The 19,694-nt window shown below is 61.1% G+C and carries 15 protein-coding genes; 6 read left to right on the forward strand and 9 right to left on the reverse strand.

The genetic code is table 11. From position 1 onward, the window contains the following. Positions 1-113: 113 nt before the first annotated feature. Positions 114-914, reverse strand: a complete 801-nt coding sequence (locus AC1Q6Y_RS11615; protein WP_223503236.1) for a helix-turn-helix transcriptional regulator — start codon at positions 912-914, stop codon at positions 114-116. Positions 915-1,038: 124 nt separating this feature from the next. Between AC1Q6Y_RS11615 and AC1Q6Y_RS11620 the strand changes: the two genes are divergently transcribed. From AC1Q6Y_RS11620 to AC1Q6Y_RS11640, 5 genes are all read left to right on the forward strand, one after another. Beyond that, positions 1,039-1,860 carry a carbon-nitrogen hydrolase family protein gene (locus AC1Q6Y_RS11620; protein WP_057716235.1) on the forward strand — a complete coding sequence of 274 codons (822 nt, stop codon included), beginning with the start codon at positions 1,039-1,041 and terminating at the stop codon, positions 1,858-1,860. Positions 1,861-2,102: 242 nt separating this feature from the next. Next, positions 2,103-3,428, forward strand: coding sequence for an APC family permease (locus AC1Q6Y_RS11625; RefSeq protein WP_057716234.1), 1,326 nt, complete (start codon positions 2,103-2,105; stop codon positions 3,426-3,428). Positions 3,429-3,583: 155 nt separating this feature from the next. Continuing rightward, positions 3,584-4,018: an NUDIX hydrolase gene (locus AC1Q6Y_RS11630; RefSeq protein WP_492624598.1), complete on the forward strand. Its 435-nt coding sequence runs from the start codon at positions 3,584-3,586 to the stop codon at positions 4,016-4,018. Between the two features lie 23 nt (positions 4,019-4,041). After that, positions 4,042-4,680 (forward strand): LysE family translocator, encoded by a 639-nt coding sequence (locus AC1Q6Y_RS11635; RefSeq protein ID WP_057716232.1) that lies wholly within the window; start codon positions 4,042-4,044, stop codon positions 4,678-4,680. A 2-nt stretch (positions 4,681-4,682) separates the two neighbouring features. Continuing rightward, positions 4,683-5,180 (forward strand): GNAT family N-acetyltransferase, encoded by a 498-nt coding sequence (locus AC1Q6Y_RS11640; RefSeq protein ID WP_492624599.1) that lies wholly within the window; start codon positions 4,683-4,685, stop codon positions 5,178-5,180. A gap of 130 nt (positions 5,181-5,310) precedes the next feature. Here AC1Q6Y_RS11640 and metR read toward each other — a convergent pair whose 3' ends face one another. Both metR and AC1Q6Y_RS11650 read right to left on the reverse strand, forming a co-directional pair. Further along, positions 5,311-6,228 carry a transcriptional regulator MetR gene (gene metR, locus AC1Q6Y_RS11645; protein ID WP_007985733.1) on the reverse strand — a complete coding sequence of 306 codons (918 nt, stop codon included), beginning with the start codon at positions 6,226-6,228 and terminating at the stop codon, positions 5,311-5,313. 117 nt (positions 6,229-6,345) lie between these two features. Next, positions 6,346-11,562, reverse strand: a complete 5,217-nt coding sequence (locus AC1Q6Y_RS11650) for a dermonecrotic toxin domain-containing protein (RefSeq protein WP_492624600.1) — start codon at positions 11,560-11,562, stop codon at positions 6,346-6,348. Positions 11,563-11,768: 206 nt separating this feature from the next. Between AC1Q6Y_RS11650 and AC1Q6Y_RS11655 the strand changes: the two genes are divergently transcribed. Beyond that, on the forward strand, positions 11,769-12,800 hold the full coding sequence (locus tag AC1Q6Y_RS11655) for an alpha/beta fold hydrolase (RefSeq protein ID WP_218495014.1): 1,032 nt from the start codon (positions 11,769-11,771) through the stop codon (positions 12,798-12,800). A gap of 130 nt (positions 12,801-12,930) precedes the next feature. On the opposite strand, the gene aauR is transcribed toward AC1Q6Y_RS11655, so the two are convergent. The 6 genes from aauR to AC1Q6Y_RS11685 form a co-directional block, all read right to left on the reverse strand. Continuing rightward, a complete protein-coding gene (gene aauR / locus AC1Q6Y_RS11660; RefSeq protein WP_150815089.1) occupies positions 12,931-14,259 on the reverse strand; it encodes a two-component response regulator AauR in 1,329 nt (442 codons plus the stop codon). Next, positions 14,256-16,157, reverse strand: coding sequence for a two-component sensor histidine kinase AauS (gene aauS / locus AC1Q6Y_RS11665; RefSeq protein WP_492624601.1), 1,902 nt, complete (start codon positions 16,155-16,157; stop codon positions 14,256-14,258). The genes aauR and aauS overlap by 4 nt, the downstream gene beginning before the upstream one ends. Before the next feature lie 158 nt (positions 16,158-16,315). Beyond that, a complete protein-coding gene (locus tag AC1Q6Y_RS11670) occupies positions 16,316-17,050 on the reverse strand; it encodes an amino acid ABC transporter ATP-binding protein (protein ID WP_057716227.1) in 735 nt (244 codons plus the stop codon). Beyond that, positions 17,047-17,718: an amino acid ABC transporter permease gene (locus AC1Q6Y_RS11675; protein WP_057716226.1), complete on the reverse strand. Its 672-nt coding sequence runs from the start codon at positions 17,716-17,718 to the stop codon at positions 17,047-17,049. The genes AC1Q6Y_RS11670 and AC1Q6Y_RS11675 overlap by 4 nt, the downstream gene beginning before the upstream one ends. After that, positions 17,718-18,464: an amino acid ABC transporter permease gene (locus tag AC1Q6Y_RS11680; protein ID WP_057716225.1), complete on the reverse strand. Its 747-nt coding sequence runs from the start codon at positions 18,462-18,464 to the stop codon at positions 17,718-17,720. The genes AC1Q6Y_RS11675 and AC1Q6Y_RS11680 overlap by 1 nt, the downstream gene beginning before the upstream one ends. 193 nt (positions 18,465-18,657) lie before the next feature. Then, positions 18,658-19,572: a glutamate/aspartate ABC transporter substrate-binding protein gene (locus tag AC1Q6Y_RS11685; protein ID WP_046041277.1), complete on the reverse strand. Its 915-nt coding sequence runs from the start codon at positions 19,570-19,572 to the stop codon at positions 18,658-18,660. Between the last annotated feature and the right edge of the window lie 122 nt (positions 19,573-19,694).

Raw genomic sequence — 19,694 nt, forward strand, 5'->3', positions numbered from 1 at the left:
GGGAGCGAGCTTGCTCGCGATGGCGGCGGGTCAGTCAACATCAATGCTGAATATGAAACCGCAATCGCGAGCAAGCTCGCTCCCACATAAAAGCAAAGTGGTCCGCAGGTCATTCAGGCGTTTTGTGCCTGGAGAAATATCGAAAACAGCTCGGACTGGGATTTGATCCCCAGCTTGCTGTACATGTGTTTCTTGTGGACTTTCACGGTTTCGACCGAGATTTCCAGCTTGCGGGCGATTTCTTTACTGGAGCAACCGCTGAGCATCAAACGCCCGACATCCAGCTCCCGGGCCGTCAACTGCGCGCCTTTGAGTTGCTGCACCGAGGCTTCCAGTTGTACCCGCCAATCAGCTTGCGGCGGTGCGGGGGCCAGGGCCACGACTTCGTTGATTTCATAGGGTAGACGCTGGCGCAACAGGCCGAGCACCCACGGCTGGATCAACGACAGCAAGGCGATCTGCTGGCCGCTGAAGCGCTGGGTGCTGCCCAGGGACAGGCACAGCGTGCGGTCGCCTTCAAGCTGGCAATTGAACTGGATTTCGTCGGCCACCACATTCAGACGAAAGTAGCGCTGGTAATACTCAGTCAGCTCAAAGTGCTCCGGGGCCACTTCCGACAGGCGATACAGCCCGGTGCGCGATTGCTCGCGACAGGCGATGTAGAAGGGGTCGAGCAGGTACAGGCCGCGCAGGTAATCCTGGAACAACTGGTCAGGGATGCCGTCTTCGCCGGGGCATTCGGCGAACACCTGGGGGCGCTGATCGGCACTGAAAAGCAGCGCCACCCAGCTGTCGAAGGGCACGTACTGGTCCAGCAGGCGTACAAGCTGGGTCCAGAAATTGGGCTTGTCCAGGGCGTCGATCAGTTGCCCCACCGAGCGGTGCCAGGCGATGTCGTCCAACGAGAGTGTCATGCATCTACCCCTATCGTGTTACCCCGGCGGCGTAATTCCCCGCCCGGTTGCTTGCTGCGCATACTGGCGCACAGACACCGACCGGGCAATCTTTCTGCCGCCCGGCGCATAACAAGGAATACCCATGAAGGTCGAACTCGCCCAATTGGCAGGCCGTGACAACGACACGGCCTACAACCTCGAACGCACCCTGGCGGCAATGGCTGCATGCGCAGCCGATTCGCAGCTGATCCTGTTCCCCGAAGGCCACTTGATGGGCTTCCCTTCGGCCGAGTCCGTGGCCGAGGTGGCCGAGCCGCTGGACGGCCCGTCCGTCAGCGCGGTAATCGCCGCCGCCCGCCAGCACAATATCTCCGTGGCCATCGGCATGGCCGAAAACGACAACGGCCGCTTCTACAACACCACGCTGCTGATCACTCCTGAAGGCATCGCGCTGAAGTACCGCAAGACTCACTTGTGGGCCTCGGATCGCGGTGTCTACGAGGCGGGCGATCGCTACGCCACCTGCCTGTGGAACGGCGTGCGTGTGGGCCTGCTGATTTGCTACGACATCGAATTCCCCGAGAGCGCCCGCGCCCTGGCGCAACTGGGGGCTGAACTGTTGATCGTCACCAACGGCAACATGGACCCCTACGGTCCTACCCATCGCACCGCCATCATGGCCCGCGCCCAGGAAAACCAGGCGTTTGCGCTGATGGTCAATCGGGTGGAAGAGGGCGATGGCGGTTTGTTGTTTGCCGGCGGCAGCGCATTGGTCGATCCGCTGGGCACCTTGTTGTTCGAAGCCGGACGCGAGGAAGGGCAGTTTGCGGTCGAACTGGACCTGAACCAGTTGACGGTGGCGCGCCAGGATTACCGCTATCTGGACGATCAGCGGCTGAGGTTGCCGGGGGAGGTGGTTGAGCAGGCAGGTGGGTTGCGGGAGCTGCTGATTCCTGTGCGCTGATCTGGGCCCTGTGCTGGCTGGGCTGACGCCATCGCGAGCAAGCTCGCTCCCACAGGGGCGGGCTCCAGTGGATTCGGATTTTGTAATCGACACAAATCCTGTGGGAGCGAGCTTGCTCGCGATGAGGCCCTGACAGACGACACACCTGTTTGACCATTCACCCAAGAACAACAACGCAACACCCGTAATTTTCGCCGAACTCGGCTCTGCCATAAATCCAATAAAATCCGGAGTAGTCGCTCATGGCTCGTTTGCAACGCACCCTGTCATTAGGCTCGGTGGTGCTGTTTGGCATCGCCTATATGACACCGATCATTGTGCTCGGCACCTTTGGCATCCTCGCTCAATCCACCGCCGGCATGGTGCCGGCCGCGTATCTCGCGGCGCTGGTCGCGATGTTCTTCACTGCCATGAGCTATGGGCGGATGGCTTCGGCGTTCCCGGTGGCCGGCTCGGCCTACAGCTATGTGCGCAAGGCCATCAGCCCGAAACTCGGGTTCATCGCCGGTTGGGCGGTGCTGCTCGATTATCTGTTCCTGCCCATGGCGATCTGGCTGATCGGCGCGGCCTACCTCAACTCCGCATTCCCGGCGGTGCCGCAGTGGGTCTGGGTACTGGCGTTCATCAGCATCACCAGCGCGATCAACATCGTCGGCCTGAAGCTGGCCAACGGCATCAATGCCCTGTTGATGCTGGTGCAGTTCCTGGTGCTGATCGCCTTCGTCGCGCTGTGCGTGCATTACGTCGGCGGTGATGCAAGCACGCCATTGTGGTCGATCAAGCCGTTCTTCAATGGCGACATGCAGATGCCGTTGATCATGAGCGGCGCGGCTATCGCCTGTTACTCGTTCCTGGGCTTCGACGCGGTCAGCACCCTGACCGAAGAAACCCGCGATCCACGCCGCACCATTCCCCGGGCGATCATGCTGATCACCCTGATCGGCGGGCTGATTTTCGTCGGCGTGTCGTACTTCGTGCAGATCGCTCATCCGTCGTTCCAGTTCGACAGCGTCGACTCGGCGGCCTATGAAATTGCCCGCAACATCGGTGGCGACCTGTTCGTGTCGATCTTTCTGATCGGCCTGATCGTCGGCCAGTTCGCCTCGGGGCTGTCAGCCCAGGCCAGCGGTTCGCGGCTGCTGTACGCCATGGGCCGCGACGGTGTGTTGCCGAAGTCGTTTTTCGGGACCTTGCACGAACGCTTCGGTACGCCGATCAACAGCATTCTGCTGTGCGCGGTGGTGGCGTTGCTGGCACTGAAACTGGACGTCACCACCTCGACCTCGTTCATCAACTTCGGCGCGTTCCTGGCATTCAGTCTGGTGAACCTGTCGGTGATCTTCCATTACTGGATCGGTGGCGAGAAAAAGGGCCCGCGCGAATTCGTGCTGTTCCTGCTGTTTCCGTTCATCGGCCTGTCAGCGGATTTGTGGTTGATGGTCAGCCTCGATCATCTGGCGGTTTATCTGGGGTTGAGCTGGCTGGCGATTGGCGTGGTGTACCTGGCGGTGTTGACCGGTGGTTTCCGTCGGCAGCCGCCGGAGATGGATTTCCAGGAAGCCGCATAAAGGAAACTGTAGGAGCGAGCTTGCTCGCGATAAACCTGAGGGCGCCGATGGGCATCTGGTTTTACGCGTTTTCGTTCCCGACCATCGAGAGCAAGCTCGCTCCTACAGGGCGGACATGTGATCCTTAGCGTTTTTGAGTCAAGGGCCTTCTATTTATGTCGACGTTTTCCATGCCAGCCTCCGGGATTATCCACATCGCCGCCGCCCTGTTGATCGGCCCTGACGGCCGTACGTTGCTGGTGCGCAAGCGCGGCACCACGGCGTTCATGCAGCCGGGTGGCAAGATCGAGCCCCATGAATTGCCGGTCCACGCCCTGGCCCGGGAGCTGGAAGAAGAGCTGGGTCTGGACATCGACCCGGCGCAGGCCGTTTACCTCGGTCACTTTTCGGCACCGGCCGCCAACGAACCGGGGTTTGTCGTACACGCCGAGCTCTTTCAACTGAATATTCATTGCGATGTCACCCCGGCGGCGGAGATCGAAGAGGTGCTCTGGATCGACCCGGCCACCGACGGCGATGTCAGCCTGGCGCCATTGACACGGGACCTGATTCTGCCGTTTTATCGAGCATCGCTGACCGCGATCGCCTGATCATCACGCAAAGGACCTCGCCCATGATCCCGCTTCAAGACCTGCTGATTTTTGCTGCTGCCGCGTTGCTGATGGTAGTGACACCGGGGCCGAACATGATCTACCTGATCTCCCGTTCGATCTGCCAGGGGCGCAAGGCCGGGGTGATCTCGCTGCTTGGGGTGGTCGCCGGATTCTTCGTGCACCTGTTTGCCGCCGCTGCGGGTTTGACTGCAGTGTTCCTGGCGGTGCCGATGGCTTATGAGGTGTTGAAGTGGGCCGGTGCGCTGTACCTGTTGTGGCTGGCCTGGCAGGCGGTCAAACCCGGTGCGCGCTCGCCGTTCGAGGCACAGCAGTTGCCCCCGGATTCGTCGCGCAAGCTGATCACCATGGGCTTTCTGACCAGTGCCCTGAACCCGAAAATCGCGGTGTTCTATCTGTCGGTGTTTCCGCAGTTCATCACGCCGGAGCACGGTTCGGTGTTCACCCAGAGCATCATCCTCGGCCTGACCCAGATCAGCGTCAGTTTCTGCGTCAACCTGCTGATCGCCATGTTTGCCGCGGGCATCGCCTCGTGGTTCGTCAACAATCCGACCTGGCTGGCGATGCAGCGCTACTTCATGGGCTTTGTATTGTCGGGGCTGGCGCTGCGGCTGATGCTTGAGCAAAAACGGATGGCCTGAGGATGTGGATCGAACGACTTGATGCCAGCCATGCCCTGGACTACCGGGCGCTGATGCTCGAAGCCTACGACCTGCACCCGCAGGCCTTTACCTCGAGCGTGCGTGAGCGGGCAGCGATGCCGCTGAGTTGGTGGGAGTCGCGCCTGACCGGCAAGCTGGACGTGGTGTTCGGGGCGTTCGAAGTGGGCCGGTTGGCCGGCATTGTCGGCCTCGCGTTCGAGCCTCGGGAAAAGGCCCGGCACAAGGTGACACTGTTTGGCATGTACGTGACCGCCAAGGTCCGCCAGCGTGGGCTCGGCTATCAACTGGTTCAGGCGGCATTGGCCGAGGCGCAGAACCATGCGGGTTTGCGCCTGATCCAGTTGACCATCACCGCTGGCAACGATGCCGCGTTCAACCTCTACCAGCGCTGCGGCTTCATCCAGTTTGGCCTGGAGCCGATGGCCGTTCGGGTGGGCGAGGATTACTTCGACAAGATTCACATGTGGCGTGAGATCTAACCATCACATAGATCCCCTGTAGGAGCGAGCTCGCTCGCGATAAACCTGAGAGCGACACGGGGTGCCCGGTTTCCAGCGTTATCGTTGACGACCATCGCGAGCGAGCTCGCTCCTACAGGGGGTTGGTGTTCTAGCGAACGGCGCTGACCCCATCCAGCGTCGAAAACGACGTGTCCTTGGCCGTCAGCAAGAAGTCGCGCATGTACGGCGCATCGAGCATGTCGGCGCGGATCGCCGCATACAGTGTGGCGAACAAACCTTTCTCACCCAGCCGCTTGGCTTTCACATAGCCTCGCGAGCTGTATTCATGCAGTGCCCAATGGGGCATGCCGCAAACGCCGCGACCGCTGGCCACCAGTTGCATCATCATCACTGTCAGTTCCGAGGTGCGGACCTGGGCCGGTTCGATGTCGGCGGGTTCGAGGAAGCGGGTGAAGATGTCCAGCCGGTCCCGTTCCACCGGGTAGGTGATCAAGGTTTCCGGGAGCAGGTCTTCGGGGACGATATAAGCCTTGCTGGCCAGGCGGTGCTGGTTGGCCACCGCGAGCATCGCTTCATAAGTGAACAGGGGGACATAGGTGATCCCGGCCAGGTCCACCGGATCGGAGGTCACCACCAGGTCCAGGTCGCCACGGGCCAAGGCAGGCAGCGGGGCGAAGGAAAACCCCGAGGCCAGGTCCAGTTCGACTTCCGGCCAGGCGTCGCGGAACTGGTCGATGGTCGGCATCAGCCACTGGAAGCAACTGTGGCACTCGATCGCCATGTGCAGACGACCGGCCGTGCCACCGGCCAGGCGACTGATGTCGCGCTCGGCGGCGCGCAGCAGCGGCAGGGTAGCGTCGGCCAGTTGCAGCAGGCGCAAACCGGCGCTGGTGAAGCGCACCGGTTTGGTCTTGCGCACGAACAGCGGCATGCCCATGCGTTCCTCCAGCTCCTTGAACTGGTGGGACAGGGCTGACTGGGTCAGGTGCAGGCGATCGGCCGCATCCACCAGGCTGTCGGCTTCGCGCAAGGCGTGCAGGGTCTTGAGGTGACGGATTTCAAGCACCGGAGGCTCCATGAGGAAAACTTGTCGATAAATCGAAAAGGTTGAGTTTGTCTCATGTTGGTGCCGCTGTCGACCACAAGCACGGCGGAGCACATGGCATGCTCCGCCGTTGTTACTTTACAGCGAGGAAAAGTGTTTGTTGCCCAGCGGTTTGCCAATGTCTCCGCGCCAGATTGCCTCGACCGTACCGCCACTGGCGGCCACGTCCTTCTGCCATTGCAGGCCCAGGTTGCGTTGTTCCGGCAGTTTCAGATGGCCTTTGACGAAGTCGCTGAACTGGGGCTTGGCCGAGGTGTAGTGGAAGTGTGCGTACCACAGGGTTTGCGCCGGTTCGCTGCGCAGGTCGCGCACCTCGTACTCCTGCAGAAAATCCCGTCGTCCGTCTGCGCGTTTGCCCAGATCGCGCAGGCCGCCCTCCTTGCGGATGTCCACCACGCGTTGTTCAAGCAGATAGTCCAGATAGCCCTCGGTCGGGGTTTTGCTGTTCAGGGTCTGCTCAATACGCAACGTGCGGCCGGCACGGGTCAATTCATTCGCGCGATTGCGCAATTGCAGCGCGACCGTCTCCGTGGGCGACAGGCGTTCGATGGCCCGGGCTCGCATGTTCAGTTCCTCGGCTTCACTGATCATCATGTGTTCCAGATCGACCGGCAACATGTCCTGACGGGCGTGGCCTTCGACTTTGCTTTTGTAGGCGTCCACGGTGCCGAGCCTTTTCCTGGCCTCCACCAGCAACGGCGTGATATCGGTCACAAGTTCCGTTGGCGCTGCCGCCACGGGTTCACTGAGGTGGTACTTGCCGCTGGAGGAGCGGGGTAACCAGGTTTCCCTGAACCCATTTGCACCCTCGACGGTGAAGCGCTGTTGGCGGGTTGCGGTATCCGTGCTGGCGATGCCGATGAGCAACTGATTGTCTTCCGTCTCGAACAGCTGCTTTGACGCATTTCCCGCTTTCGCACTTTTGGACGGGCGAGTCTTGATGGCATGACGAGCCGCCGCTTCGACTTCTGCCAGATTGTCGAGAAACGCCGTGACCTGCTCCAGATCCAGATGCTGCGGATAACCCAGGGACCAGGCCCCGAGGTTGCGACGAAATTCGGCATAGGTCGCCAGGCAATCTTCGAGCACCTTGTTGCGCTGGGTAAACGTGGCCTGTACTTCAGGCAATTGATGTTGGGTCAGCAGCGCTCGCCCGACCTTGTCGCGGGCCTGTTTCAACTGTACGTGAAAGTAGACCCAGGACTGGTCGGTGACGGCGTTGTAGTGAGTGATGATCTCCAGCTCATTTGCCGTTTTCAGATAGTAGTAGTTGGCATCGCTGAATTTTTCGTTAACCGTGGCCATATCCGGGGCCATCTTTGATTTTTGCACGCGGTTGGTGATCCGTCCGTTCCATCGATTGGCTTCTGCGACCTGAGTGTGAAGCCGGTCGAAGTCCTTGAGAAACTCGATTCGGATTTCCTTGCGTTGCGCCATCAGTTGAATGTGTGCGGTGGTATTGCTGAACGGCGTGGCCTCCGAACGGGCAATCATTTGATCGATGCGGTTGAGGTGTTCCACCAGGCGCTCCTTGACCAAAGCGATCCGCCGTACCCATCGGTCGACGATGACCCAGGCGCAGCGGCTTTGAGCATCTTCGACCAGCATGCGTCTGCGGCCGTGGCTGATCAGCATCAGTTCTTCAAGGTTCAGGTACTGGGCCTGCGCCAGCTCGATGTCGTTCACGCAAAGAATGTCGGCATTGGCTCGAAGCGGTTGGCGCTGCTCCCGGTCAAGGCTGAAGTAATGTTCCAGCACAGTGTTGGAACTGCGGGTCTGGGTCCCGATGCGCCGGGAGTAGGCATCGGCAGTGTTGGTCAGCGTCAACTGGCGTCGCAACGCCCGATCCGTCCACCAGCGCGGTAGCCAGCGGCGAATGGCGGCGGGCCAGAGCGGGTCGAGGCCGTCAGCCATGTGGCCGAGCACCGCGCCGCCACCGGCTCCGCCTCCTGCCGTCACGGTGCCGTACACCGCATAATGGGTTTTCCAGTTGCCGGTTTCATCCAGGGCGATGGGTTGTTTGTAGGTTCGGGTGCTGGTTGCACTCAAGCGCCATTGCGGTGGGTTGTCGGTCAATTCGATGCGATAGATACGACCCTGGCTGACCATGAAGTCGCCGTCGGCGTGGCGATAAACGTTGCGATAAATCCCTTCGGTGCCCGGTTGCAGGCCGGCGAAGGAAATCTCGTGTTCGTACTCATAGCCCCTGAAGCGTTCGAGGGTGCGTCGGACCTGCTGCGGGGTCGAGACCTGCAAGGCGCCCGGTTGTTTGGTCAGGGCGCGCAATTGTCGCCCGCGAGTGGCGGCGCGCGCGGCACTGGAAGTGGCGCCAACAACGGGCAGTACATCCATGGCAGCGTCGATCAACGACAGCAACACGGCTTCCACCTCGGCCAGGCCATGGCCGACATCACCGCGCAGGAAGGCCGCCGCTGCCTGGTTGGCGCTGTTCCAGGCGTCGTACAGGGCAATGGCGGTACCGATGAAAGGCACGACGCCCAGCGCCATTTTCAGGTAATTGAACATGGCCCCGGAGCGCAGCGCGACGTGCTCAAGATACAAGGCATCGTTGGAGCGCGATGTCGACCGATGCGCCTCCAGCAAACGGCCCATGTGCACATTGAGCAGATGCGCTGCCAGGGATGTGCTGGCCGGCCAGGCGGTGCCGACGCCGATCAGGGCATCGAAGTTTTTCACCCGGGCCTGGTTGATCCGGCTGACGTGCGAGGCAAATTCCCCGGTCAGGGCGCGACCGGCCAAATAGTTGACCATCGTGCTGTTCAGGCATTGGTTGAAGAGGAACGTCCGCGCCTGTTCAAGGCTGTCGAACTGACGCACAAACACCCCATCGGGGCAGTCAGGCCGATAGAGCAGGGTCAGGCCGCTGATCTGCTCGACGATAAAAGTCACCCCGGCCAGGGTGCTCGGCCCCTCGCCCGGCGTGTCCGTGCCGCCAACGGTCAGGTGCGCGGGCAACAACACGATGCGCTTGCCGTCGACCGCAAAGGCTTCACGACTGTTGGCGTCGATGGCGATCTGCAGCACGCGCTGGCCCGAGACGTCGATGTCCTTGGCCAGCACGGCGAATTCGCCGTGCAACTGGAGCATCAACCGCCACGGTTCGTTCAGGCATTCACGACGAAATTCATTGCTGAAGGCCGAGGCGCTAGGGGCGCCAAGGAAGGTCTCGCGAATCAGCCTTTCGTATTTCCCGGCCAGATCCAGCTCGGTGACCATGTTGCGCAGGTAGTCCTGGGTGATGCCGGTTTTCAGTTTCTGCCGTTGCGCCTCGTCGGCGCCGCTGATCTGGACTCGCATCAACGACACCCGATACCACATCGACTGATCGATATTGCCTTGCGCCAGTTCGGCGAGGGACAACAAGTTGCGCTGTTCGCTGCCGGTCAGTACATTCTTTTGCGGTGTTCCCGGCGCTGCGCCCTCGATCAGCACCTTGCGCCACGTGGTGGTGTCGGGGATGTCCAGCATCACTTCAGCGGTTTGCGTCAGGGCGAAGTCTTTACGCAGGCGGGCGTCGATGGCCTTTTTGCTGAATGACTCGCGCAGTGGCAGTTCCCGTTCAAGCAGTTGTTGGGAGCGCTTCATCGCCGCGATGTAAGCGGTGAACAACGCCTTGAGCCGATCGCGTTGGGCCGCGGACAGTGCGCTGAGGGAGGACGGCAAGCGTGTTGCCAGCGTGGCGCTGCGGTTTTGCTCGACGATTTGTGCGAAGGCCAGCTCCCGCGCGGAGACAGTGGGGACGGTCAGGCGGGCGAGCGTCTGTTCACGCAGTTTTTCCAGTTCCGCCGCGCGTTGACCAGCATGGGAGGGCACGGGGTTGGCGGTCATCAGCCGCGTCGCATGCTGTTCACAGCTGTGAAGCTGGGTTTGCAGGGCGTACTCGAACGGGTTGCCGGCCAGCGGCAAAAGTTGCAGCGCTTGTGTGTCGTCGTTGGCCGGCTGCCTGAACATCTTCTGCTCCAGTGCCTGGCGGGAGGCGAACCGTTGCAGGCCGCCGAAATATCCGGGCCAGTAGAGCAACACGCTGTCGCTGGCGGACGGCAGCAATGCCGATGGCCGGGCAAACAGCAGCACACCGTCGAGCTCCTGGGTCTGCGTACGGAGGGTGTCGTCTTCGCTGTCAGTCGCGGTCAACACCAGTCGGGCGACCACCACATCGGCCGGTCGAGGTTTTTCGGGCGCGTCGAGCACGGCCGTCAGCCACTGATATTCATCGCTGCTGATCTGATTCAGGCTCAATTGCAGGTCGGCTTCGGCACGCAGGCCACTCAGGCGCGCCTGGTACAGGGCCTTGTAATGTGTGCCCGACGCGTGGCGCAGTTCCAGCAGTTGCGGTGCATCGTCGGCGCTTAACAGGGCACTCGCGGCCTCGCTGCTGGCCTGTTCGGCGGCGCGCAGGGCGTCGAATTGCTGTTGCAGCCTCTGCATGCGCGGGTCGTCGGTGGTGCCTGCAAAGTCCGGCCCCAGAAAGTTTTGCAGTGCCGTTTGCTGTTGCACTAAAGCGCTGTGACGCAGACTGAAGGGAACGTCGGGGCTCAGTTGCCCGAACGGGGCGATGTCGTTGCTTGTATCCGGCAGGGGCAGGTCGGTGGGCGAGGCAAAAACACGGTCGTTGCGTTGCCGCTCGGCAGGGGCCGTGGCCAGTCCCGCCAAAAGGGACTCGGCACTTTTCGTCAGCTGCGGGGTGTCCAATACGGTGTAATCGACCGTGACGTGGCTGGCCTCGGGTTCAGGTTGCTGCTGGATCAACCAGCGTTCCAGGCTGTTGCGATTTTCAAAGGTCATCCAGGGCGCTGGTCGAGACGGCAGATACAGCAACTGGGTGACCGGTTGGTCGGTGTTGCGGGTAATGACCAGGGCACCCGGCAGTTCGTCAGTCAGACCGCTGTTGCCCCCGAGCGACAGGGTCTCGACGTAAACCAGAATCTCGGGGGAGGTTGTCTGCGCTGCCGGGTTGACGAGATCCAGCAGCACATTGAACTGTTCGGCATTCAAGGTGCCCTGGGCAAATGCCAATTGGCACGACGCTTCGAAATGCTGGCGATACAAGCGGATGGCCTGTGCCTGGCGTGAAACGTCGGTACCGCGTGCGCGTGCCTGCCACCAGTTCGAGGTCAAGGTGGCTTGAGGGTTTTGCGCCATGAGGGCCAGCCATTGATCGCGGCAGTCGTTCCAGCGCGCCGAGGCGCTCAGGTACAGGTTTTCATCCGTGTCTTGGGCCAATGAGGAGACGAGGCCGAAGTCGGCCAGCGGTGCGGCAGGTGATTCGTGCATGAAGAAGGACTCCGATGGGTGAAAAATCGGGGCCATTAAAGTTCGTTCGAGAAGCGGCATGGTGGTACATAGTTATCGCGTGCCGCTGTCTGGTCTGATGACCGTCCGGCACTCTTCATCAAACTGTCACGTAATTGTGGCAGCGCGCTTGAACAAACTTCATCAGACTCGCGCTCTACTGGGGTTCTGCGTTTCGGTGTTTCTTCATGCGTGTTTTCTTATCAAGATTTGTTTTTTTGGCCGCCTTTTTATTCGGCCTGCCGTCATTGGCGGCGTCTCGTTGCGATGTCAATGTTCCGACCGAACGGGTGGATCTGGCCCAGGTAAGCCTGGCGTACCAGAGCATTGGCCGTGCGTCGGATCCGGCATTGCTGCTGGTGATGGGGCTGGGCGGGCAATTGATTCACTGGCCGGACGAGGTGGTTGTCGCCTTGTGCCAGCAGGGGTTCCGGGTGATCCGCTATGACAATCGCGATGTCGGCCTGTCGACCTGGCGGCAAGCACCGGCCGACGCCAACCTGACCTTCGAAGTGCTGCGCTACAAACTCGGATTGCCGGTGTCGTCACCGTACTCGCTGACCGACATGGCCGACGATGGCCTGGGCTTGATGGACGCCTTGCACATCGATCAATTCCACGTGTTGGGCGCCAGCATGGGCGGCATGATTGCCCAGCACATGGCTGCCATGGCACCGCAACGGGTCGAGAGTCTGACCCTGATCATGACCACCTCCGGCGCCGAAGGCTTGCCGGCCCCGAGTGCGGCGCTGGTGCAGTTGTTGGCGCGGCGCGGCGCACCGAACCGCGAAGTGGCCCTGGAGCAACAGGCCGACCTGCTGGCGGCGCTGGGCAGCCCGATAGTGACCGACGATCGCCAGGCGTTGCTGCATCAGGCGGCGCAGTCCTATGACCGGGCGTTCAATCCCGAGGGCGTGAAACGCCAGATCATGGCCATTCTCGCCGAGCCGAGCCGGGTGACCCTGCTCAATCAGTTGCGGGTGCCGGCGCTGGTGGTGCATGGCACCGCCGACCCGCTGTTGCCGGTGATGCACGGGGTGCATCTGGCGGCGCATCTGCGCGGCAGTCAGTTGATCTTGATTCCGGGCCTGGCCCATCGTTTCCAGGAGGCGTTCAAGGCGCCGTTGCTGGCGGCGGTGTTGCCGTACTTGCGCGAGCACCGAGAAGACACTTCACATTGGGCGCAAATCGAGCCTGTGGCCGATCGCAACCTCCTGTAACCCCCCGATCACCTGTGGGAGCGAGCTTGCTCGCGATAGCGTCTGATCAGTCGACATCATCGGTGACTGAAACGCCGCCATCGCGAGCAAGCTCGCTCCCACAGGTTCTGGGTCGCTTTGAGCAAGCCCCCTAATGACTCAGGCCGTACTTTTTCACTTTGTCGAACAGAGTGGTCTTGGCCATGCCCAGTTCCTGGCTGGCCTGGGTCAGGTTGCCGCCGCTGCGTTGCAAGGCGTCGCTGAGCAGATTGCGCTCGAACGCTTCCACCGCTTCGGCAAAGGCCAGGCCCTGATTGCCGCCACCGGCACCGGTTTTCTTGAACGCCGGCAGGCCCAGGGCAAAGCGCTCGGCAACGTTGCGCAGTTCACGCACGTTACCCGGCCAATCGTGGCTCATCAGGTTCGAAACGGTCTGGTTGTCCAGCTCCGGCACCGTGCGGTCGAAGCGTAGGGACGACTGCTGCAAAAAGTGTTCGAACAGTTGCAGGATGTCTTCGCGGCGCTCGCGCAGCGGCGGCAGTTCCAGGGTCACCACGTTGAGGCGGTAATACAGGTCACTGCGGAACTCGCCGGCCTTGCTCGACTCGACGAGGTCGGATTTGGTCGCTGCGATGACACGGCAATCCACCGCCACGCTCTGGTTCGAGCCGAGGCGTTCGAGGGTGCGCTCCTGTAGTACCCGCAGCAGTTTGATCTGCAAGGGCAGGGGCATGCTTTCCACTTCGTCGAGGAACAGCGTGCCGCCGTCGGCGTGTTCGATCTTGCCGATCCGCCGTTTGCCCGCGCCGGTAAAGGCGTTGGCCTCGTGGCCGAAAATTTCGCTTTCGAACAGGTTTTCCGGCAGGCCGCCGCAGTTCAGTGCGACGAACTGTTTGGTGTGGCGCCGACTGAAGTCATGCAGGCAACGAGCGACCAGTTCTTTGCCAGTGCCGGTTTCGCCCTCGATCAGCACGTTGGCCGAGGTGTCGGCGACGTTGGCGATCAGTTCGCGCAAATTCTGCATGGCTGGCGAACGGCCGATGATCCGCCCTTCGAGGGAATCGCGCTCGGCCAGTTGCCGACGTAACGAGGAGACTTCCCGCGCCAGGCTGCGTTGCTCCAGGGCGCGGCGGGCCACGTCCACCAGGCGCTCCGGGGAGAACGGCTTTTCCATGAAGTCGTAGGCGCCTTTCTGCATCGCGCCGACGGCCATGGAGATGTCGCCGTGTCCGGTGATCAGCACCACCGGCAGGCTGCGGTCGCGCTCCTTGAGCCGGGTCAGCAGTTCCAGGCCATCGATGCCCGGCAGGCGAATGTCGCTGACGACGATGCCGGCGAAGTTGTCGCCGACCCGTTCCAGGGCTTCTTCGGCGCTGCCCACGCCAATGCAGGGAATGTCTTCCAGGGTCAGCGCCTGTTGGCAGCCGAGCAGCACATGGGGGTCGTCTTCGACGATCAATACACTAAGGTCGTTGTTCATATTGGCTCGGCGGGAGTGAGGCTTACCAACGGTAAACTGAGGACGAATGCAGTACCACCGCTGGCCGGGTGCTCGACACCCAGGTGACCGCCGGTGGCGGCGGCGAGGCTGGCGGAAAGGGTCAGGCCCAGGCCCAGGCCCTGTTCGCCGGGTTTGGTGGTGAAAAACGGTTCGAACAGGTGCTTGCGCGCTTCGGCGTCGATGCCGTGGCCGTTGTCACGCACCCGCAGGCGGTATTTGCCATCGAACGCTTCGCCTTCGAGCCACAGCTCGGGTTGCGGCTGCGCTTGCATGGCGTCGAGGGCGTTGCCGATCAGGTTGACCAGAATCTGCTCCAGGCGGGTCTGGTCGATCTGCACCTGCACATCGGTGAAGTCGCGGTGTAATTGCAGCTGAATATTTTCCACCCGGGCGCCTAGCAATTGCAGGGCCGCGTCCACCGCTTTGCCGAGGCAGGCCTGGCCTTTGTCGTCTCCGCGCCGGGCGAACGAGCGCAGGCTGGCGGTGATCCGGCCCATGCGGTCGATCAATTCGTTGATAGTCTTGAGGTTGGTGCTGGCCACGTCGAGCTGGCCGCGTTCGAGGAAGCGCACGGTATTGCCGGACAAGGTGCGCAGCGCCGCCAGCGGCTGGTTCAGTTCGTGGGCGATGCTGGTGGACATCTGGCCGATGGCCGCGAGTTTTCCGGCCTGCACCAGTTCATCCTGGGCACGGCGCAAAGTCTCTTCGGCGAGCCGGCGTTCGCGGATCTGGCCCTTGAGCCGTTCGTTGCTGGCGCGCAGGTCGGTGGTGCGTTCGGTAATCCGACGCTCCAGCTGATTGTTGGCTTCCTGCAAGGCTTCCCGGGCTGCGAGGCGGGTGGCGATCACCTTGCGCCGCTCGTTCCAGGCGATCAAAAGGAACGCCAGGAGGGCAAACGCCACGGCCACCAGGATCCCCTGGTTGATCGCTTCGCGGCGCAAGTCCTGGAGTGGCGTGAGCAGGGTGAAATTCCACGGTGTATCGCTCAACGGCCGGGTTTGCGCCAGATAGCTGATGTTTTCATCGTCGGACACCAGCTCGCTGTTGGCCGGGAACGTGAGTTTTTCCACGCCTTCGGACAGGGTTTCCCGGGCCAGCGGCTGCAGTTCGTTGAGCGGGAACCAGTAGTACTGCAGGCTGCGGGCGAGTTTTTCCTTGGTTTCTTCGCTCAGCGGCACCACCGATTTCAAGCGCCGCGCCGGATCGCTGGAAAGAATGATGATGCCGTTTTCGTCGCTGACGAAGGCTTCCAGGCGAGCCCGTTGCCAGCGTTCTTCCATGGCTTCCAGGCGGACCTTGACCACGGCTACGCCGATGATCTTGCCGTGTTCTTCCAGGCCATGGGCCAGGTAGTAACCGGGTTCGCCGTTGGTGCTGCCAATGCCGTAGAAACGCCCCGGCTGACCGCGCACGGCGTTCTGGAAATAGGCGCGAAAGGATAGGTCTTCACCCAGGTAACTGTCGACATCGCGCCAGTTGCTGGTGGCCATGACGCGACCGGTGGTGTCCATCACGTAGATGGCCCGACTGCGGCTGCGCCGGTTCAGGCCTTCAAGGTAATCGTTGACCGTCTGCCGGTATTCCGGAGTCGGGTCGGCCAGCAACTGCGAAACGCTGGTTTCGAGTTCCAGCAGGCTGGGCAAGTAGGTGTATTTGCTGATTTCGCTTTCGACGGCGCGCGCGTGCAGTTCCAGCTGGCGCTGGCCGTTTTCGCTGAGGCTGCGGATGCCGTAGTGCTCACTGATCCAGAAGCCGATATAGCCCAGGCCGATCATCATGGCGATGATCAGTGGCGGCAGGAACAAATGACGAACCAGACGGGGTTTCACGGCGAGTGATGGCGACGTGGCGCGATAAAGAGTGGGGTCGCATTTCATCACAGATGCCTTGGGTCAACCAGCGCTTGCCCGCCTATCTGTCGGAGCGAGCTTGCTCGCGATGGTCGTCAACGATGACGCGTTCATCCTGGATGTACGCGGTGCCTTTGAGTACATCGCGAGCAAGCTCGCTCCTACAGGGGAGGGGCGTACAGCTCTTAGTGCTGCAGAATCTTGTTGAGGAAGTGCTGCGTACGCTCCGCGCGGGCATTGATGTCACCGAAGAACTCTTCTTTCTTGCAGTCTTCGATGATCTTGCCCTGGTCCATGAAAATCACGCGGTCGGCCACTTTACGGGCGAAGCCCATTTCGTGGGTCACGCACATCATGGTCATGCCTTCGTGGGCCAGTTGCACCATCACGTCGAGCACTTCGTTGACCATTTCCGGGTCGAGCGCCGAGGTCGGTTCGTCGAACAGCATGACGATCGGGTCCATCGCCAGAGCACGGGCAATCGCCACACGCTGCTGCTGACCGCCGGACAGTTGGCCAGGATGCTTGTGGGCGTGGGCCGAGAGACCGACGCGTTCGAGCAGTTGCAGGCCTTTCTTGGTGGCCTCTTCCTTGCTGCGGCCCAACACCTTGATCTGCGCGATGGTCAGGTTTTCGGTGATGGTCAGGTGCGGGAACAGCTCGAAGTGCTGGAACACCATGCCCACGCGCGAACGCAGTTTCGGCAGGTTGGTCTTCGGGTCGGCGATGGAGGTGCCGTCGACCACGATGTCGCCTTTCTGGAACGGTTCCAGGGCGTTGACGCACTTGATCAGGGTCGATTTGCCGGAACCGGACGGCCCGCACACCACGATCACTTCGCCTTTCTTGACCTCGGTGCTGCAATCAGTCAGTACCTGGAAGTCCCCATACCACTTGTTGATGCTTTTGATAGAGATCATACGGCGAACCTTTTTTGCAGACGCTTGACCAGCTGCGAGGCGGCAAAGCTGATGATGAAGTACACGAGACCCGCGAAAATCAGGAACTCATTGGAGCGGCCAATGATGTCGCCACTGGCGCGCGAAGCATTGAGGAAGTCCACCAGGCCGACGGCGTAGACCAGCGAGGTGTCCTGAAACAGGATGATGCTCTGTTGCAGCAACAGTGGCGTCATCTTGCGGAACGCTTGCGGCAGGATGATCAGGCGCATCATCTGCCCGTAACTCATGCCCAGCGCCTGGGCAGCGCCCATCTGGCCCTTGGGAATCGACTGCACACCAGCGCGGACGATTTCGCAGAAGTACGCCGCTTCGAACATCATGAACGCCACGATGCACGAGGCGAACGCGCCGATCGGCGTGTCTTCGCCGGTGATCCAGCGCAGCACGAACGGTACCGCCAGGTAGAACCAGGTGATCACCAGCAGCAAGGGGATCGAGCGGAAATAGTTAACGTACGCGCCGGCGATGTTCGACAGCACTTTGTTGTGGGACAGGCGCATCAGGGCAAGGATGGTGCCCAGGATGATGCCGCCGATCACGCCCATGGCCATCAGCTTGAGGGTCATGATCATGCCGTTCCACAGGCCCGGCAGGGACGGGATGATGCCCGAGAAGTCGAATTCCATCATTTACCCCCTACGGAAATCAGGCCCGGTACGGCGACTTTCTTCTCGACCACGCGCATCAGCAACATCAGGCTCATGTTCAGGGTGAAGTAGATCAGCGTTGCCAGGGTGAAGGCTTCGAACAGGTTGGCGGAGAACTCGGCGGTCTGCTTGGTCTGCGCGAGCAGCTCCATCAAACCGATCAGCGAGGCCACGGAGGTATTCTTGAAGACGTTCAGGAATTCCGAGGTAAGCGGCGGAATGATGATCCGGTAGGCCTGGGGCAGCAGCACGTTCCAGTAGATCTGTGGCAGCTTGAAACCCATGGCGCGAGCCGCGGATTCCTGGCCTTTTGGCAGGGCCTGGATACCGGTGCGCACCTGTTCGCAAACCCGGGCGGTAGTGAACAGGCCCAGGCACACCACGACGCTGAGGAAGGCCGAGGTGGTCGGGTTCAGATCCTGCTTGTACCACTCTTGCAGGTCGGCCGGCAGCAGGTCGGGTACCAGGAAGTACCAGATGAACAGCTGAACCAGCAGCGGCACGTTACGGAAGAGTTCGACGTAGCAGGTTGCGATGCCCGATACGATGCGGTTCGGCACGGTACGCATGACGCCCAGGATCGAGCCCAGTGTCAGGGCGATGATCCAGGCCGCGATGGCGATGCCGATGGTCCAGGCCAGACCGGTCACGTACCAGTCGAAATAGGTCTCGCTGCCCACGCCGGTGGACTTGAAGAACACGCCCCAGTCCCAGTTGTAATTCATTAGGGTCTCCCCTCAGTTCAATCGATGTACAAGTGCCCGCTTGGGGGAAGCTCCGTTCCCTCCTGTCCTTGAGGGACAGGCACACGCGCTCGGCTCGACAGCCACCGGTTCGAGTGTTTCCAAAAATGCCAGCAGGAATTGACCACCTCCTGAAAGGGCCAGGGCCCTCTCAGGAGATAAGGTTAGTCAGAAATCAGGACTTCTTGTCGTCAGCCGCTTTATCAGTCGGTTTGGCGATCAGGGCCTTGAGCTCGTCGCTCATCGGGAAGTTCAGGTTCAGGCCTTTTGGCGGGATCGGTTGCATGAACCATTTTTCGTAGATCTTGTTGATCTCGCCCGATGCGTAGGTGGCCTTGATGGCGTCATCCACAGCCTTTTTGAACGGCTCGTCGCCTTTGCGCACCATGCAGCCGTAGATTTCGTAGGACTGTGGAGTGCCGGTAACGGCCCAGTCACTTGCCTTCTTGGCCTTGGCTGCTTCACCGGCCAGCAGGGCGTCGTCCATCATGAAGGCCACTGCGCGGCCGGTTTCCAGCATCTGGAACGACTCGCCGTGGTCTTTGGCGGAGATGACGTTCATGCCCATCTGCTTGTCGGCGTTCATCGCTTTGAGGATGCGCTCGGACGTGGTGCCGGCGGTGGTCACGACGTTCTTGCCGGCCAGGTCAGGGAAATCCTTGTACTTGGAGTCTGCCTTGGACAGCAGGCGAGTACCGATTTCGAAGATGCCAACGGAGAAGTCAACTTGCTGCTGACGCTCGACGTTGTTGGTGGTGGAGCCGCACTCGAGGTCCACGGTGCCGTTCTGCACCAGCGGGATACGGGTTTGCGAAGTCACCAGGTTGTACTTGACCTGGAGGTTCGGCATGTCGAGGTCTTTTTTCAGCGCTTCGACGACTTTCAGCTGGATGTCGTGGGAGTAGCCGACCGGTTTGCCGGAAGCGTCGGCAATGTAGGAAAACGGAATGGAAGCGTCGCGATGGCCCAAGGTGATGGTGCCGGACTCTTTGATCTTCTTCAGGGTGCCGGTGAGTTCGGCGGCGAAAACTGGCGTGCTGATCAGAGCGGCAGCAATGGCTGCGCCCAGGATATGGGGAACGATGCGCATCAAATTTTCCTCGACTTTGTTTTTTTTATGGAGCCAGTTCACCGGCCCTTTTGTGCTGCAAAACACCTGAGCGCTACGATGAGTCGGCGCAAAGGACATTCGTCGAAGAAGTGTAGAGCATG

This window comes from Pseudomonas sp. GW823-FHT06E10 (assembly GCF_058794995.1).